This window comes from Corynebacterium sp. HMSC076D02 (genome assembly GCF_001813815.1).
Classification (GTDB): domain Bacteria; phylum Actinomycetota; class Actinomycetes; order Mycobacteriales; family Mycobacteriaceae; genus Corynebacterium; species Corynebacterium simulans.
The window spans coordinates 1-15,705 of the sequence record NZ_KV814057.1; the positions used below are offsets into that span (position 1 = coordinate 1).

The 15,705-nt window shown below is 58.9% G+C and carries 16 protein-coding genes; 13 read left to right on the forward strand and 3 right to left on the reverse strand.

What is annotated here, in order from left to right; translation table 11 throughout:
* Positions 1 to 48: 48 nt before the first annotated feature.
* A complete protein-coding gene (locus tag HMPREF2935_RS07485) occupies positions 49 to 1,356 on the reverse strand; it encodes a M20/M25/M40 family metallo-hydrolase (RefSeq protein ID WP_062036344.1) in 1,308 nt (435 codons plus the stop codon).
* A 77-nt stretch (positions 1,357 to 1,433) separates the two neighbouring features.
* Here HMPREF2935_RS07485 and bioB point away from each other — a divergent pair, with 77 nt between their 5' ends.
* Genes bioB through HMPREF2935_RS07500 form a run of 3 tightly spaced genes read left to right on the forward strand, consistent with a single transcriptional unit; the run spans position 1,434 to position 3,609 of the window.
* On the forward strand, positions 1,434 to 2,414 hold the full coding sequence (bioB, locus tag HMPREF2935_RS07490) for a biotin synthase BioB (protein ID WP_070732636.1): 981 nt from the start codon (positions 1,434 to 1,436) through the stop codon (positions 2,412 to 2,414).
* Positions 2,414 to 2,656, forward strand: coding sequence for a biotin synthase auxiliary protein BsaP (locus HMPREF2935_RS07495; protein ID WP_061919918.1), 243 nt, complete (start codon positions 2,414 to 2,416; stop codon positions 2,654 to 2,656). The genes bioB and HMPREF2935_RS07495 overlap by 1 nt, the downstream gene beginning before the upstream one ends.
* Before the next feature lie 29 nt (positions 2,657 to 2,685).
* Positions 2,686 to 3,609, forward strand: coding sequence for a Sir2 family NAD-dependent protein deacetylase (locus HMPREF2935_RS07500; RefSeq protein WP_070732638.1), 924 nt, complete (start codon positions 2,686 to 2,688; stop codon positions 3,607 to 3,609).
* On the opposite strand, the gene HMPREF2935_RS13025 is transcribed toward HMPREF2935_RS07500, so the two are convergent.
* Entirely contained in the window at positions 3,509 to 4,060 is a 552-nt protein-coding gene (locus HMPREF2935_RS13025) for a hypothetical protein (RefSeq protein ID WP_141756036.1), read from the reverse strand. The genes HMPREF2935_RS07500 and HMPREF2935_RS13025 overlap by 101 nt on opposite strands.
* A gap of 91 nt (positions 4,061 to 4,151) precedes the next feature.
* On the opposite strand from HMPREF2935_RS13025, the gene HMPREF2935_RS07505 reads away from it, so the two are divergent.
* Genes HMPREF2935_RS07505 through HMPREF2935_RS07525 form a run of 5 tightly spaced genes read left to right on the forward strand, consistent with a single transcriptional unit; the run spans position 4,152 to position 9,168 of the window.
* Positions 4,152 to 5,939 (forward strand): HtaA domain-containing protein, encoded by a 1,788-nt coding sequence (locus tag HMPREF2935_RS07505; RefSeq protein WP_070732640.1) that lies wholly within the window; start codon positions 4,152 to 4,154, stop codon positions 5,937 to 5,939.
* 29 nt (positions 5,940 to 5,968) lie between these two features.
* Positions 5,969 to 7,021, forward strand: coding sequence for a heme/hemin ABC transporter substrate-binding protein (locus HMPREF2935_RS07510; protein WP_070433344.1), 1,053 nt, complete (start codon positions 5,969 to 5,971; stop codon positions 7,019 to 7,021).
* Positions 7,005 to 8,069 carry a FecCD family ABC transporter permease gene (locus HMPREF2935_RS07515; RefSeq protein WP_061919926.1) on the forward strand — a complete coding sequence of 355 codons (1,065 nt, stop codon included), beginning with the start codon at positions 7,005 to 7,007 and terminating at the stop codon, positions 8,067 to 8,069. Before HMPREF2935_RS07510 ends, HMPREF2935_RS07515 begins: the two co-directional genes overlap by 17 nt.
* The gene (locus HMPREF2935_RS07520; protein WP_070732642.1) at positions 8,066 to 8,875 is read left to right on the forward strand and encodes a heme ABC transporter ATP-binding protein; all 810 of its coding nucleotides are present in this window, start codon (positions 8,066 to 8,068) and stop codon (positions 8,873 to 8,875) included. Before HMPREF2935_RS07515 ends, HMPREF2935_RS07520 begins: the two co-directional genes overlap by 4 nt.
* Before the next feature lie 44 nt (positions 8,876 to 8,919).
* Positions 8,920 to 9,168 (forward strand): hypothetical protein, encoded by a 249-nt coding sequence (locus HMPREF2935_RS07525; protein WP_070732643.1) that lies wholly within the window; start codon positions 8,920 to 8,922, stop codon positions 9,166 to 9,168.
* On the opposite strand, the gene HMPREF2935_RS07530 is transcribed toward HMPREF2935_RS07525, so the two are convergent.
* Positions 9,165 to 10,142, reverse strand: coding sequence for an esterase/lipase family protein (locus HMPREF2935_RS07530; protein ID WP_083313202.1), 978 nt, complete (start codon positions 10,140 to 10,142; stop codon positions 9,165 to 9,167). The two genes, HMPREF2935_RS07525 and HMPREF2935_RS07530, sit on opposite strands and share 4 nt — an antisense overlap.
* Positions 10,143 to 10,464: 322 nt before the next feature.
* Between HMPREF2935_RS07530 and amn the strand changes: the two genes are divergently transcribed.
* The 5 genes from amn to HMPREF2935_RS07555 all read left to right on the forward strand — a co-directional run bounded on the left by amn (position 10,465) and on the right by HMPREF2935_RS07555 (position 15,595).
* Complete coding sequence (gene amn, locus HMPREF2935_RS07535; RefSeq protein WP_070732645.1) at positions 10,465 to 11,868, forward strand: AMP nucleosidase; 1,404 nt, start codon at positions 10,465 to 10,467, stop codon at positions 11,866 to 11,868.
* Between the two features lie 43 nt (positions 11,869 to 11,911).
* Complete coding sequence (locus HMPREF2935_RS07540; protein ID WP_061919934.1) at positions 11,912 to 12,427, forward strand: phosphoribosyltransferase; 516 nt, start codon at positions 11,912 to 11,914, stop codon at positions 12,425 to 12,427.
* A 95-nt stretch (positions 12,428 to 12,522) separates the two neighbouring features.
* Positions 12,523 to 13,923 carry a SulP family inorganic anion transporter gene (locus HMPREF2935_RS07545; protein WP_061919935.1) on the forward strand — a complete coding sequence of 467 codons (1,401 nt, stop codon included), beginning with the start codon at positions 12,523 to 12,525 and terminating at the stop codon, positions 13,921 to 13,923.
* A 102-nt stretch (positions 13,924 to 14,025) separates the two neighbouring features.
* Positions 14,026 to 14,673, forward strand: a complete 648-nt coding sequence (locus HMPREF2935_RS07550; RefSeq protein WP_070732646.1) for a biliverdin-producing heme oxygenase — start codon at positions 14,026 to 14,028, stop codon at positions 14,671 to 14,673.
* 103 nt (positions 14,674 to 14,776) lie between these two features.
* Positions 14,777 to 15,595, forward strand: coding sequence for an HtaA domain-containing protein (locus tag HMPREF2935_RS07555; protein WP_062036334.1), 819 nt, complete (start codon positions 14,777 to 14,779; stop codon positions 15,593 to 15,595).
* The last annotated feature ends 110 nt before the right edge of the window (positions 15,596 to 15,705 follow it).

Sequence of the window (15,705 nt, forward strand, 5' to 3'; positions counted from 1 at the left end):
TCCACTACGTGTCCACAATTTGCGGGCAACCCCATCCCAGGTAGTGACCTACTTTTCGGAAGAAAGGAACCGCGTTACAAGTGAGTCATAAGCGCGCACTGTAAGCTCCAAATCCTCGAGATAAAGGTGCTCGTCGTGGCTGTGTAGCTGGGAGTTGGCGCTCGCCATATCGCGGGCTTCGGCATGCATGGCAAAGCCATAGGCGTTGCCGCCCATACGGCGCGCGAAACGCAGATCGGAACCACCCGTGGCATGGACTGGAACCACATCTTTATCGGGGAAGAACTCTTTGGAGGTTGCCTCAATCGCGTGCCAGAGCTTCGTATCGGTGGAAGATTGCGTGGCGTCTTCCGTAATCAGGTGCTCGATTTCTACCTCGTCAGCAAGATCTCCTAGTGCCTCGCGCAGGAAGTCATCGAGCTCATCCTGGGTCTGGCCTGGGAAGGGGCGGATATCCATCTCCAGGTAGGCGTGGGAAGGCAGCACGTTGATTGCGCCGCCAGCTCGTAGGACGGTCTCGGCGATGGTGGTGTGGCTAAACGCGTGAGCGTACGCGGCAAGATCGCCGAACTTCGAGTAATCGCCGGTACCTGCAATTAGTGCCGCCTCTGTTTCTGGATCGAACTTGAAGGTCTTGACGAATCCCTCCCAGATCTCATTCGAAGCAACCGGCGGTTCAGCAGCGGCGATGCGGCGTGCGACCTCGCCGATCTTCAAAATTGCAAAGTCCTTGCCATAGGGCGTGGATCCGTGGCCGGCGTCGCCATGCACGTGGATGCGGCGCTGGCCGGCGCCCTTTTCGCCCACATTAAAGCCCACTGCGTCGGGTAGGTGGCTGCCGCCGGTCTCGGACAGGCAGTTCTTCCACGAAAACGCATCCGGGTGCTGCTCCGACATGAACTTCACGCCGAGCCCGCCGCGGGCTTCTTCGTCGGCCATGCCTACGAATGCAAGGGTGCCGCCCGGGTTGCCCTCCTGGGCAATCTTGCGGGTGACCGCCGCCATGGAGGCGGTAATAAAGAGCATGTCGACGGCGCCGCGGCCGTAGAGCTTGCCGTCTTCAATGAGGGCGTCGAAAGGCGGCTTGGTCCACTTCGGCTCGTCAACGGGAACCACATCCGTGTGTCCCATGAGGGTAAGCGGCTCCTTTTCTGGATCGCCTGGGACGGTGACAACGATGCTCACGCGCGAGGGGTGGGATTCATAACGCGCGATGGAGACGTCGGTGCCCGCAAAGAACTTCTCCAAGGTGTCGGCGTTGCGCACCTCGTTGCCGGAGTCCGGCGTGAGGTCATTGACGCAGGCATTGCGGATGAGTTCTTGCAGTAGTTCCAGGGTGTCGTCGTAAAGCGTCATGCGTTTAAGGGTAGTCGCCGGGTGAAATTTCGGTTCTTTTAACAAAAATTGAACGACGTTCAAGTACGCTGCTCTCCATGAGCATTATCGAAATCGCCCGTGATAAAGCCCTAGGCCAGGGAATTGGTCTCAGCCAAGAAGAATTGCTGGAAGTGCTGCAGGTTCCGGATGAGCAGCTCGAGGAAATCGCAGACATTGCGCACCAGACCCGCCTGAAGTGGTGCGGCCCGGATGTTTCCGTGGAGGGAATCATCTCGATTAAAACCGGCGGTTGCCCGGAGGATTGCCATTTCTGCTCGCAGTCCGGTCTTTTTGAGTCCCCGGTGCGTGCGGCCCGCCTGAACATTCCGGAGTTGGTGGAGGCCGCCAAGAAGACCGCCAAGACTGGTGCGACGGAGTTTTGCATCGTTGCCGCTGTAAAGTCGCCGGATGAGAACTTGCTTTCCCAGGTCGCGGAGGCAATCCCGGCGATTTTGGATGAAGTCGATATCGAGATTTCTTGCTCGCTCGGCACGCTCACGCGCGAGCAGGCGCAGCGCCTGAAGGACATGGGCGCCCAGCGCTACAACCACAACTTGGAGACCTCCCGTTCCTTCTTTCCGAACGTGGTCACCACCCACACCTGGGACGAGCGCAAGGAGACCCTGGAGAACGTGCGCGCCGTGGGCATGGAAGTATGCTCCGGCGGCATCATCGGCATGGGTGAGTCCTTGGAGGATCGCGCCGAGTTCGCGTACCAGCTCGCGCAGATCGAGCCTTGCGAGGTCCCAATGAACTTCCTCGATCCGCGCCCCGGCACCCCATTTGCGGATTACCCGCTGGTTCCGCTGGGTGAAGCGCTGCGCGCCGTTGCCGCTTTCCGCTTGGCGATGCCGTCTGTGACCTTGCGCTTTGCAGGCGGCCGCGAGCTTTCGCTTGGCGACGACGGCACGGAGAAGGGTCTGCTCGGCGGCATCAACGCGATCATTGCGGGCAACTACCTGACCACGCTTGGCCGTCAGATTGAAAAGGACGTCGACATGCTGGGCCGCATCGATCTGCCGATCAAGGCTCTGTAATGGATGAGTTGGCTGCTGCCGTATTGGCAGGGGAGGAGCCAATCTTCCATCCGAATACCGGCGAGCCGTTTAAAGACGCGCACCTGCATCCAGCGGCGGCAGCCGGCTTGGACGTGCCGCGTTTTTGCCAGATCTGCGGGCGGCGCATGGTGGCGCAGGTCCGCCCGGACGGTTGGAGTACGAAGTGTTCGCGCCACGGAGAGTTGGATTCGGATTGGCTCTACGTGGAGACCCTTCCCTAGCTTGGCCCGAGTTGTCCTAAATTGGAGGCATGGATCCCGCCGTTGAATTAGCCCACAAGTCCGCGTTGCGTTCTATTGAGCGCGTCGTCACGGAGACCGCGGAACCGACGCAGCCAGGGCTTGCGCTTAGCGACGTCGCCAAGCAACTGCGTGCAGGTGGCGTCATGGTGCTCACGGGGGCGGGGGTGTCCACGGAGTCGGGCGTGCCGGATTATCGCGGCCCGAAAGGTTCGTTGAGCAGGCATCGACCCATGACTTACCAGGAGTTTCGGCACTATCCCGCGGCCTCGCACCGCTACTGGGCGCGTGCCTTTGTGGGCTGGCGCGTGATGGATACTGCGCGCCCGAATCGCACGCACTACGCCTTGGTGGAGCTCGAGCGCGCCGGGCTGCTCAGTGGGCTTGTCACGCAGAACGTCGATGGCCTCCACAAGGAGGCGGGGCAGAAAAATGTCGTTGCCTTGCACGGTGACATGAAGCACGTGGTTTGCCTGAACTGCGGGAACGTGGAAGAGCGCGAGCTTTTCGACGTCCGCGCGGAGACCCTCAACCCGGGCTTCGTAGCGCGCTGGGGGGTCAGCGAGGACCAGGTCAACCCGGACGGTGACGTGGCGCTTTCGCAGGAGGCCGTCGATGAGTTTGTGATGCCGCCCTGCGTTGTGTGCGGCTCACTGCTCCTCAAGCCGGACGTGGTCTACTTTGGGGAACCGGTTCCGGCCGCGAAGAAGGATGCGGCCTATGAGATTCTGGCTGGATCGCGCTCCCTGCTGGTGGTGGGCTCCTCGCTGGCCGTGATGAGCGGTTTCCGTTTTGTGCTCGACGCCAAGAAAGCGGGTAAGCGGGTATCCGTGATTAACGGTGGTCCGGGGCGTGGGGATAATCGTGTGGATACGCTGTGGCGGACGCAGGTTGGTCCGGCTTTTGACGAGCTGCTCGACGAGCTGTCCATATAGGGTTCAGGCCCGGCATAAACCAAATGATGAGTGCCGCAACGAGTGCACTGAGTACACCTACGTGAAGTAAGTACTTGACCGGCGTGAACCACCACGCCGCCAGCGTGCCCGCGATGATCAACAACCACAGGGAGGGGATGACGTAGCCGGGTGCCACGGTGGTGTTTTCATACCAATTGAGGTTGGGGAAGCGCCCGCGTGCTTCCGCGCGGATGCGGCGCTGCGGTTTGTGCGTTTGAGCCACGGCGCAGAAAAGGACAAATGCGAGCCCAGCGGCCCCAACGATGAGGTTCCCGGTTGCTCCGCCGAATACGAGAGTGGCTACGGCCACGGCGATGGCGATGCGTTCGCCTACCGTGAGCGGTAGGCCGACTGCTGGATCTACATCGGGGTAAATGTTGCGGAAAGCGTCCACGGAGGGGGTGTTTTCTGTGGTCAAAGAGGGGTACACGGTTGACGCCTGCCTTTTAAGTTAGGTAAGTATAACATGCATTAAGTAAGCCTAGCCTATCTAAATCTCTTCGTTAAGGTGACTCACTCTCATGAAAAGAACCCTTCTTGCATGCCTTGCCTCCGCGTTCTTGGTTGCAGGTCCGGCCGCTGCGCTGACACCCCAAACAGCCCATGCGGCAGAAAACTGCACCTGGAACTGGGGAATTAAGCAATCATTCCGCAACTACATCAAAGGCAACATTGCACATGGTTCGTGGGGCGCAAATGGCATTGGTTTCACAGGTGATGAACGCGGTCAGGGTGCGTTTACCTTCACGCCGACAAAGGCCAGTGTGGAAGGGGACTCGGTGGTGATCCCCTTCAACGGAAACCTCAGTTTCAAGGGGCACAACGGCGTCCTTGACATGAACTTGTCCGACTTCCAAGTCCACGCCTCGGGAAACCGCGCAGAGATCTCGGTGGACTACGTCTCTTACGAGCTCGATAGATCCGCCATGGCCCGAGGCCAGGAAATCCGGGGTGACAATGAAGTCATTGCGATTATTGACCTGCAGAATCCGGTCAAACCCGAGAGCGGCTCGGTCAACCTCACCGGCTCCACCACTTTGACGCAGGGCGGAAATCGCCTCTTCACCGGCTTCTACGAGCCCGGCGAAGCCTTGGATCCTTCCTCGGGAACCGTGGGCCTTGATGGTAGTTGCGCGGCAGGCAAAGGCACCGGCGATGTCCCAACGTCGATCACTGGTAAATTTACCGGCTTCAACAAAGAGGCCATGGCAATCCTGTCCGAGACTAACGACACCATGAATGGCATCACCACGTTCATGGGTAACACCGAGAAATTCTTGAGCCAGCTCAAGTCCTTTTATGGCGATTCCGCTGGTAATTCCGGTGGTACTGCGGCAGGCGGCTCCAACGGGGCATCGCACAGCGCAGCGCAAAAAGGTGGTGACACCAAGAGTACGGGTGCGTCTACAGCTTCCGGAAACGGAAGCCAGTCCGCAGGAACCAAGGCCGAAACGGGAACGCAGGCTGCAGGAGCTGCGGCTGCAGGAAGCGCTGGTCACGGGGACGAGAAGTGCGAGGCCACTGGCGTTACCCAAGCTAGCGCTGCATGGGGTGTAAAGAAGTCCTTCCAGTCCTACATCACTGGCTCGATTGCGCAGGGCCGCTGGGACCTTAACGCAGTGGGTTACGAAAATGAGCGCTTCACCTTTAACGGCAACTCCGGCGCTGTAAACGGGAACGCAGGCAGCATTCAGTACTCCGGCTCGATGCACTTTAGCGGTCACCACGGCAAACTCGATCTTAATATCTCCAATCTCGCGGTCACCTTCAACGGCAACTCCGGGCAGCTGATTGGTGACGTCAGCTCTTCCAACATGGAAGGCGAAAAGAAGGACTTTGGCCGAACCGTAATCGGTGATCTCAGCTTCAGCTCCCTCGACGTGGGAGAAAACTCCCTACAAGGTGAGGCGAGCGTGGCCCTGAGCGAGACCGGCTCCGAGGCTTTTGCTGGTTTCTATGAGCCAGGCACACAGCTGGATCCGCTCTCCATCAGTGCAGACCTAGGAGGCAGCGCAGATTGCGCTGCCGTCACAGGCGGTGGCTCTGGCGCCGCGGGCACCTCCGGCGGATCTAAATCCGGATCTACTGGTGCTGGCGCGGCAGGCAAGAACGCAGACGCAGCATCGCTGACAGGCGGCGAGTCGCAGGGCTACCAGGACGGATCTGGCAACTTCAAGATCAAGTCTGCCGCAGCGCAGGACAAGGGCTTTGAGTGGGGCGACTCCCGCACCTACCTGCTGCTGCTCATCGCCGGACTCGTGATCGCGGGCGGCTCTACTAGCCGCTTGGTCATGCAGAACCCGGCTTAACCAGCTTAAAAAGAGAAAAGACCTAAAACATGAAAAAGTTCTCCTCTATTTTTCTGACGCTGGTGTGCGCGCTGACTCTCGGCGCGTGTGGCGTCCAAGGCGGGTATGAGGACCTCACGAGCGAACTGCCCGCAGCAGATAGCGTGAGCGACCCTCGTTCCTTTACCGGACTAAGTAACGTCAGCGACTTCAAAGACATCGAACCAGTGGCGGATTCCGTGGAACCGCAGCTGCCAGTAGAACTCACGGACGCTGACGGCAACGATGTGACCGTCAATGACGTCTCGCGCATCTTGGCTCTCGACATCTATGGCACCTACACCAAATCGCTGACTGGCTTAGGCCTAGCGGACAACATCGTCGGTCGCACTGTTTCCTCAACCGAACCCAACCTACAGGATCTGCCGGTGGTTACCGAAGGCGGACACAATATCAATGTTGAGGCTGTTCTCTCGCTCGAGCCCACGCTGGTGATTGTCGATCACTCCATCGGGCCGCGCGACGCAATCGATCAGATTCGCGCCGCTGGCGTGACCACTGTGGTCATGGAACCGCAGCGCACCATCGATTCGGTTGGCGAGGACATTGCGAAGCTTGGCGGGGTCGTCGGCCTGCCCGAAGAAGCAAAGGAGCTGGGGGAGAGGTCAATTAAGGAAATCGATGAGGCGAAGGCCGCCATCGCCGAGCTGGTGCCAGACGAGCCCATGCGCATGGCATTCCTCTACGCGCGTGGCAACGGTGGTGTCTTCTTCATCATGGGAGAGGGCACGGGCGCCCGCGACCTCATCGAGGGAGTCGGTGGCGTGGATCTCGGAACCGAAAACCATCTGTCCTACGCCGAACCAGCAAACGCCGAGGCCTTGGCCAAGATCGACCCCGAGGTGATCATCATGATGACCAACGGCTTGGAGTCGACCGGCGGAATCGACGGCCTCATGCAGCGCCCAGGTGTCGCACAGACCACTGCCGGAAAGAAGCAGAGAATCGTCACCATCCCGGATGGGCAATCCTTGGCTTTCGGGCCGATGACGGGGCAGACGCTCATCAAATTGGCGAAGGCAGTTTATGCTCCAGACGCTTAATACAACGCTGAACGCACAGCCTGACGTTTTTGAGAAGCGCCAGCGCAAAAGAACGTGGGTCTTCATCGTCCTGGCGGTGCTGCTGTGTGCCGCTGCGCTGGTCTCCATCGTGTTGGGCCAGTACTACGTGCCTGTGCAGGATCTGTTTCCAATCCTTGCCGGCGGTCCGCACCAAGAGGCCTTGTCCGCCAATGTGGTGTGGGAGATTCGCCTTCCACGAATCGCACTGGGCTTTTTGGTCGGGGCGTCGCTTGGCGTGGCTGGCACCTTGATGCAGGCCGTCTTTGCCAACCCCTTGGCAGAGCCCTCCATCATCGGCGTGACCTCCGGCGCTGGCGTGGGCGCCGCCGTGGTCATCGTCTTCAACGTCTCCTTGCTGGGCACCTTCATCGTGCCTGCCGCAGCTTTTCTCACGGCACTTGCCGTTACCGCGTTGATCTATCAACTCGCTCGCCATGGCGGACGCGTGGCCGTTGTCAACCTGATCCTGACCGGCATCGCTATTAACGCAGTGTGCAATGCGGTCATCTCCTTCATGGTTTATCTGGCGCCCACCGCCAACCGGGAGCAGATCATTTTCTGGCAAATGGGATCCCTCAACGGCGCGCAGTGGAAGCACGTCTGGGTGGTGCTACCAGTGGCTGCATTAGGAGCGTTCGTGGCTTTCCGCTTGGGTGAGCAGCTCGACGCCTTAGCCTTGGGCGAACGCGCGGCGGGGCATATCGGCATCAACGTCCAAAGGTTGCGTATCGCCGCGATCGTTGCTTCTGCGGTGCTGACCGCGGGCGCAGTGTCCTTCGCTGGCCTCATCGGTTTCGTGGGACTCATCGTGCCGCACCTGTTGCGCACCATCGTGGGGCCTGCGAACAAAATCTTGTTACCAGCCTCGGCTCTTGCTGGCGCGGTACTCATCGGGTTTGCCGACGTTGCTGCACGTACGCTGATTCCCTTTGCGGACTTGCCCATCGGAATCTTCACCGCGCTAGTGGGTGGCCCCTGTTTCTTTGTGTTGTTGCGGCGGATGATGCGAAAAGGGATGCACTCGTGATTTCGGTGCGGGGACTTACTGTTGAAATTGGGCACCGCAAGCTTGTCGACGCCGTTTCTTTCGACGCACAACCTGGCGAGGTTACGGGTCTCATCGGGCCGAATGGCGCCGGCAAATCGACGGTATTGGCCGCGGTCGCGGGAGACCTTGAATACTCCGGAAGCGTACAGCTGGCTGAGCTTGACCCCACGGGGCTTTCCCCAAACGAACTGGCCCGTCTGCGGGCGGTGATGCTGCAGGATGTTGGAGTGTCCTTCGAGTTCCTAGTGCGCGACGTGGTTGCGATGGGCCGAAGTCCGTGGGCGGGCACTTCATCTGAGGCTGAGGATGAAGAGATCGTCGCCGCGGCCTTAGCTGCTGCCGACGTCGCGCATCTGGTCGGCCGTGACGTCGTCACGCTGTCGGGCGGTGAGCGGGCACGGGTTGCTTTGGCCCGTGTGCTCGCGCAGCAAACCCCGGTTATCTTGCTCGATGAACCCACCGCTGCCCTGGATATCCACCATCAGGAGCAGGTACTTTCCTTGGCCCAAGCACTGGCTAAGCAAGGCGGAATTGCAGTCCTTGTGGTGCTGCATGACCTCAACGCTGCTGCCGCGTATTGCGATCACATCGTGTGCATGGCGGACGGGAAGGTGGTGGCCCACGGAACCGTGCCGGAGGTCTACGCCGATGCGGTCTTGTCCGAGGTTTATGGATGGGACATCACGGTAGCTGAGATCGATGGCCGGCTGTGCGTGTTGCCGCAGCGCTGTCCGCCCACGGGCATCGACTCACTTATCTCCACATACAAATTGTCCAACATTTAAATCGACCAATACTCAAATCTCAACACTTTGTCTAAGGAAAAATCATGCGAAAACTAGCCCTTGTTGTCGCGCTCTCCAGCTCCCTTCTCTTGGCACCGCAGGCGAGCGCCGAGCAAACATGCGACCCCACCCAAACCTGTGCGGAACCAGCACAGCAACAGACCTCCAGCTTCGCTGAAGCATGGAATTACATCTTGGGCTTTACCGCGCTCGGTGGAATGTTTGCCATCATCGGTCATGCGATCATGAAATCGGGGCTACTTCCCGCAATGCCAGCGCTGCCGAGCATCTAGTTAATGAGCTCAAGGAGCGTGCGTACGATGGCGTGCACACGCTTGTCCAGTGGCATGTCCTCGTGCATGACGACGGCGCGTTTGTCGAAGTCCTGAACGTAGATGTTGCGCACGGTGCCGTCCTTGACCTTGCTGCCGTCTAGGAAGCACGTCTCGGGAGGAACCACCACGGCGTCGTTCTTCGTGGCGATGCACGTGTAGGTCACGCCGGGCTCGAGGTCGCCGTCGACGTTTGTATCGAGGAGGATCTTACTTCCGACGATTTGCTGCATGCCGGCTGGTCCGAACCAACCATCAATGATGGAGCGCATCACCGCTTCTTGGCGTCCGCTGCGCACAAGCCGGCTGACGATTCCGCCCTGCGTCGTGCCGTGGTTGGGGGAGCTTAGGCAGATGAGATGGCGGACCTTTTCGGCGCCGCCATCGATGCGCATCCAGTAACGGGCTAACAGCCCACCCTGAGAGTGGCCGACGAGGATAGCTTTTTCTGCGCCGGTAACGTTGAGGACTGCATCAATGTAGGAGCCCAGTTGTTGAGAAGACTCAGGGATGGGCTGGGTTGCTCGGTTGCCGTAGTCAGGGGCAAAAACTGCCCATCCGTCCTCGCGGAGTTGGGTGCCGAGCAGCTGCCAGATGCCTTTAGTGTCGCAGGTGCCGTGAATGAGGATTACTGGCCAGGGCCGCTCCGGCGTTGGGCGGGCGGACCAATCGTCCTCGAAGATGCCGCGGGGCTTGATGCGTGCGCCGAAGGGGAGGGTGGCTGCGGTGTCCGCTTCTAGGATCTTTTCTCCGGGCGTGGAGTCGGGGCGTGCGTGGAGGCGCGAGGCGATCTCTTGGGAGACGTCCTCGCGCAACGCGATTGCGGTTGCAGGGGTTGCGATTCCATAGCGCGGTGAGTCTTCACTGGGGCGCCAAAACTTCCCGAGTTGCGCGGAGATTGAGTTTCGCAATTCAACGATCGGATCTGGTGCCATGCGTCAAAATTGTACCCTTCATCCATTTATGCACTTCATGGGCAGTTTTATGAAGTAGTTTAAAAAGTTTGGAAAACGCTTGACCATCATCCAAAAGTTTTATAAACTAAGGCTTGCCTAATCACGGGCGGTTACTTGGGAAGATGCGCTCCACTTCTTTACCAGGTGCCGAAGATTAGTCATGGGGAGAGGGCCCGCCAGTGCGCAGCTGGTGGGCCCTCGTTAATTCAATAGCCTTGGGGCAGCTAGCGGTCCCTCCCTCGACGGTTTCCCGGCACCATCGAAGCTGCCTAAATGGTGTACCCGAACTACACTCGCTGGCATGACTGACCTGCAGCATGCCCACTTTGTTGAAGAGGCAGTATGCCGTCTCATCGAGCTCTATGACAGCTCGTGCTCCCTCGCGCGTAAATCCCTCGCGACGGGGGATTTCGATCGTTATAGGCACGTGGTCTATCCCAAAATCACTGTGCACGTGCGCGAATGGCAGCCCATCGACCGTTCCGAACCCTTTGGATACGTGGACCAGGCTGGCCGCTTTTCTGCCGTCATTTCCAAACCTCAGCTCCTGCGTGATTACCTCACGGAGCAGCTATCAAGGCTGACAGAGAACTATCCCTGTGACATTTACGTAGGCCAGTCGAATGAGCTCATCCCACCGGAGTACATCCGTGACGCCGGTCCAGTGCCCGAGAACCGCGGTGAGATACCGCGCCCCACTCTGGACGAGGTCAACGATGCCATCATCGACGGAGAGTGGAAGGCCTTCCACGGCAAGGAAAAGCCGCTTTTCCACTTTGGCCCGCAGCGCTTTGACATCGCGTGCGCGCGCATCGAGCACTACACCGGCATCGAGGTCGACACGGTGCAGAAGTACATCCTGTTCACCAACTACGCCATGCACACCACGGAGTTTGTGAAGTTCGGCCTGCGCGAGCTCACCAAAGAGGATTCCCGCTACACGGCGCTGGTGTTGCCTACTGGGGAGACGATCCACTCGAATGACGCCGTGCTTCTCGACGTCGGCGAGCTCACCCTAACCTCCCGCTATCAGATGCCACGTTTTGACCTCATCACGGCCAGCGGGGACGGAATCACGATGATCAACATTGGCGTTGGCCCATCCAACGCCAAGACAATCACGGACTGCCTTGCTGTCCTGCGCCCCGAGGCGTGGATCATGATCGGGCACTGCGCTGGACTGGACGGCCGCATGCGTATCGGCGACCTCATCCTGGGTAATGCCTATCAGCGCGAGGACCACATTCTCGACCGCAAGGTGGGCGCGGGGAATCCGATTCCCGCTATACCTGAAGTGCAGCGCATGCTGGAGGCCTCCGTGCGGGAGGTCTACGGTGACGATAATCCTTTGATGCGTACCGGCACGGTGCTCTCGACCGACGACCGCAACTGGGAATGGCGCACCTCCCGCGACCTGTGGGAGTGGCTACAGCACTCCACCGCTGTGGCGGTGGATATGGAGTCCTGCACGCTGGCGGGAAACGGTTACCGCTACCGCGTTCCTTATGGCACGCTCCTGTCCGTCTCCGATTTGCCTTTGCATGCCGTCCCCAAGCTGCCTGCACAAGCGCAGGCCTTTTACTCGAACTCTAAGGAAGCGCACGTGATGTGCGCGGTGCGCGCAGTGGAGCAGCTAGCAGGAAATCCCTCCCGTTTGCACACAAGAAAGCTCAGAAGAACTTTGGGCGAGGTTCCTTTCCGATAGACTATACGAAAAGATTCGTCGGTCGAAGGAGCAGGTAAGCCGCATGAGCGTCCCAGAATGGTTTAACTCAGAACGCGAGAACCTCACGTGGGAAACATTCGGCGAGGCAAGTCGAGCGCTCTCCCAACAAGTCATTGATTCTGGGTGGTTCCCTGATCTCATCGTGGGCGTGGCCCGCGGCGGCCTCATCCCAGCAGGCGCCATCGGCTATGCAATCGGCGTCAAAGAAATGGGCGCAATCAACGTGGAGTTCTACACCGACATCGGTGCGACCTTGCCCGAGCCAGTTCTGCTTAACCCGCAGCTGGATATCGAATCCTTGCAGGGCAAGAAGGTTCTGGTGGTCGATGACGTGGCCGATTCTGGAAAGACCCTCGATCTCGTGGTCAACCTGCTGGCGGAAACGGCCGCTGAGGTGAAGTCAGCCGTTATTTACACCAAGCCCACGACCATCTTTGAGCCGGATTTCTCGTGGAAAAAGACAGATGCCTGGATCAATTTTGCGTGGTCGGTTCTGCCTGTTATCACTGTTGACGGTTCTTTTAGGGAAGGGGCCTAGGGGCCGCTAGAGTATGTGCGGTGTCTCAACAACCCGCACCTACTTCTGTTCTCGGCAGTTTTAAATATGCATTTTCTTCGCCAGCGCGCTTTCGTATGGAGGTCTTCGGCGGCCTCGCGGTAGCGCTGGCGCTGATTCCTGAGGTTCTCAGTTTTTCCATCTTGGCGGGGCTCGATCCGCGCGTGGGTTTGTTTGCCTCGGTGATCATGGCAATCTCCATCGCGTTCACCGGCGGACGCCCCGCGATGGTTTCTGCGGCGGCGGGCGCGGTGGCCTTGGTTATTGCGCCGTTGTCGCACAGTCACGGCCTTGACTATGTGGTGGCCACCATCATGCTGGCCGGCATCTTGCAGATCATCTTGGCGATGCTGGGCGTCGCCAAGCTTATGCGTTTCATCCCGCGCTCGGTGATGACCGGATTCGTCAACGCTTTGGGCATCATGATGTTTACCGCGCAGCTGCCGCATCTTAAGCATGTGCCGTGGATGGTATACGTGCTGGTGGCAATGGGGCTGGTGATCATGCTGGTGCTGCCGCGGCTGACCACGGTGATCCCTGCGCCTTTGGTGACCATCCTGGTGGTCACGGTGTTGGCTATTGCTTTCGGGTGGAAGGTCCCGGACGTGGCCGACCAAGGTGAGCTGCCTACGAGCCTGCCGGGATTGTTTATTCCGAACGTGCCGCTGAATCTGGAGACGCTCGAGCTCATCGCTCCTTACGTGGTTGGCGTGGCTCTGGTGGGACTGATGGAATCGCTGCTGACGGCGAAGCTCGTCGACGACATTACGGACACGCACTCCGATAAGACGCGCGAGTCCTTAGGCCAAGGCGTGGGAAACATCTTGTCCGCACTGATTGGTGGAATGGGTGTGTGCGCGATGATTGGCCAGACCATGATCAATGTGAAGGGCGCGCAGGCACGCACGCGCTTGTCGACGGTCCTCGCCGGCGTCTTCCTGCTCATCCTCGTCGTGGTCTTGGGGGAGACCGTCGGCCGCATTCCTATGGCGGCGTTGGTAGCGGTGATGATTATTGTCGCTGGTACGACCGTGGATTGGCATTCGATTAACCCGCGCACGCTGCGGCTTATGCCGCTTTCGGAAACAGTGGTCATGTTGGTAACCGTGGTGGGCACCTTGCTTACCCACAACTTGGCAGTGGGTGTGGTCGCCGGTGTGCTGGCGGCGTCGGTGGCTTTTGCTCGCCGCGTGGCGCATTTCGTGTCGGTGGACTTGGAGGGAAACACCTACTTTGTGCGTGGGCAGCTTTTCTTCGCGTCCTCGAACGATCTGGTTTATGCCTTCGACTACACGTTGCCGGAAGAGCACGTGGTTATTGACCTAAATGGCGCCGAAATTTGGGATGCCTCCACGGTGGCGACGCTGGATTCGGTGCAGGAAAAGTATGCCGACCGCGGGGTCGAGGTGGAATTCCGGGGCTTGGATGGTGCGAGCTTGCAGCGCTTGGAGCGTCTGAGCGGCAAGTTAGACAGGTAGTTCTTTTGGTTGATTTTCTCCTTAAATATTGATTTTTAGGTAACCCTAACTTTAAGTTGGTTTCGGTAAGTTAGGTAAGCATTACTTTTCTAAGGAGAATTTATGACCATTGCGCTGGATCGACCGTTATCGCTGGCTTTGCGCGAGGAGACTGCGCGTGCCCACGAGGCGGCGGAGGGATCGAGCTTTATGCAGCGGCTCATGACGGGAGAGCTAGATGCCAAAGCTGTCGCCGATCTGACCGGTCAGCTGTGGTTTGTGTATGAGACATTGGAGCGAACCGTGCGTGCTGTGGCGGAAACGGCAACCGCGGGCGCTGTGGCCGATCCGCGTTTGGAGCGCCGCGATGCTCTCGAGGTCGATCTGACTCAGCAGCTGGGAGGGGATTGGCGTGATAAGGTTCGCATCTTGCCGGCTACCGCGGCTTATGTGGCCCGCCTTGAGCAGTTGGCTACACCTGAGCATGCGGTTGAGGTTGTGGCGCATCACTATGTGCGCTACCTCGGTGACATTTCCGGCGGCCAGGTTATTGCGGCGCGGTTGGGTGCACTGTATGGGATTGATCCGGATGCGCTTAACTTCTACGACTTCACCGCGATCGGGAAGATTCCTCCTTACCGCAATGGTTACCGACAGCGTATTGATGAGATGCGATTGGCAGAAGCGGAGCGGGCGGCGCTTATCTCTGAGGCCCAGGCGGCCTTTGCGTTTAATGCGGGCATCTTTGCTGAGTTAAATCGGCGCCACTAAAACAGGCCTTGACTTTAAGCTTAGCCTTGCCTAACCTCTGTTAGGTATAGCAAATCTCAGTTTGCATACTCTCATCTACACTCTTTCTGATTCGGAGAACTAAATGAAGCCAATCTCTGTACTCACCGCCACCACTCTCGTGGCCGGTGCTCTCGCAGTACCCACTGCTTCCGCTGCGGAAATTCCTGCCCTCGCTTCCGGTGAGCTCAGCTGGCCCATCAAGGAGTCCTTCATTTCCTACCTGCAAAAGCCTTTTGCGCAGGGTGAGATTAAGACCACTGATGGTGCCGTCTTCGCTGACAATTCTTTCAAGCTTCCAGTGAATGCTTCCGCATCCACGGTTGACGAAAAGGGTAACGGAACCATCGACACTGATGGCTCGCTGCACTTCAAAGCACACCCGGGCATGGGCCCAGATGGCGGCTATGGCCTCGATATGACGTTCAGCGACATCAAGGTGGTGGTTTCCGGCACTGATGCCACCATCACGGCGGACTTGAAGACCACCGGTGCCAAGGGGCCAGGCAGCAAGGAGGCAATTGAAACCGACCTGGATGACGCAGAAATCTCCACCTTTAAGTTGAGCGAAGCAATTGTTCCGGCAGCAGAGAAGACCTACACCACCACAGATGCGCAGACGTCCATCACCAAGGTTGGCTCCGACGCGATGCTGGGCTTCTACGAGCCGGGACCGCTAGAGGACGGAAACACTGACCTCACTGTCACCTATGGCAAGGCGGCTGCTGAGCCAGAAGTGAAGCCAGAGCCGAAGCCAGAGTCGAAACCAGATCCAAAGCCTGACGCGGGTTCTTCCGCGGGTGCAATCGGCGGCATTGTAGCCGCGATTGTTGCGATTCTGGCTGCAGTCGGTGCTGCCTTCTCTGGTGCGATTCCGGGCCTGAAACTGCCGAAGCTGTTCTAGGCAAGGGCGGCGTCGTCAAGCGTGGCTTGGTTGTGTCGCGGTTGTCCTAAGGGGGAATGCAGTGGTGGATATCCTGAGCAAAGTTAGGAGATCCAACCCAAAAAGTTGCC

Coding starts and splice junctions, on each gene's coding strand:
- HMPREF2935_RS07555 (WP_062036334.1), top strand. CDS start 14,777: ATGAAGCCAATCTCTGTACTCACCGCCACCACTCTCGTGGCCGGTGCT.
- HMPREF2935_RS07540 (WP_061919934.1), top strand. CDS start 11,912: ATGAGCGTCCCAGAATGGTTTAACTCAGAACGCGAGAACCTCACGTGG.
- HMPREF2935_RS07495 (WP_061919918.1), top strand. CDS start 2,414: ATGGATGAGTTGGCTGCTGCCGTATTGGCAGGGGAGGAGCCAATCTTC.
- HMPREF2935_RS07545 (WP_061919935.1), top strand. CDS start 12,523: ATGGAGGTCTTCGGCGGCCTCGCGGTAGCGCTGGCGCTGATTCCTGAG.
- HMPREF2935_RS07510 (WP_070433344.1), top strand. CDS start 5,969: ATGAAAAAGTTCTCCTCTATTTTTCTGACGCTGGTGTGCGCGCTGACT.
- HMPREF2935_RS07525 (WP_070732643.1), top strand. CDS start 8,920: ATGCGAAAACTAGCCCTTGTTGTCGCGCTCTCCAGCTCCCTTCTCTTG.
- HMPREF2935_RS07515 (WP_061919926.1), top strand. CDS start 7,005: ATGCTCCAGACGCTTAATACAACGCTGAACGCACAGCCTGACGTTTTT.
- amn (WP_070732645.1), top strand. CDS start 10,465: ATGACTGACCTGCAGCATGCCCACTTTGTTGAAGAGGCAGTATGCCGT.
- HMPREF2935_RS07550 (WP_070732646.1), top strand. CDS start 14,026: ATGACCATTGCGCTGGATCGACCGTTATCGCTGGCTTTGCGCGAGGAG.
- HMPREF2935_RS07505 (WP_070732640.1), top strand. CDS start 4,152: ATGAAAAGAACCCTTCTTGCATGCCTTGCCTCCGCGTTCTTGGTTGCA.
- HMPREF2935_RS07485 (WP_062036344.1), bottom strand. CDS start 1,356: ATGACGCTTTACGACGACACCCTGGAACTACTGCAAGAACTCATCCGC.
- HMPREF2935_RS07530 (WP_083313202.1), bottom strand. CDS start 10,142: ATGGCACCAGATCCGATCGTTGAATTGCGAAACTCAATCTCCGCGCAA.
- HMPREF2935_RS07500 (WP_070732638.1), top strand. CDS start 2,686: ATGGATCCCGCCGTTGAATTAGCCCACAAGTCCGCGTTGCGTTCTATT.
- bioB (WP_070732636.1), top strand. CDS start 1,434: ATGAGCATTATCGAAATCGCCCGTGATAAAGCCCTAGGCCAGGGAATT.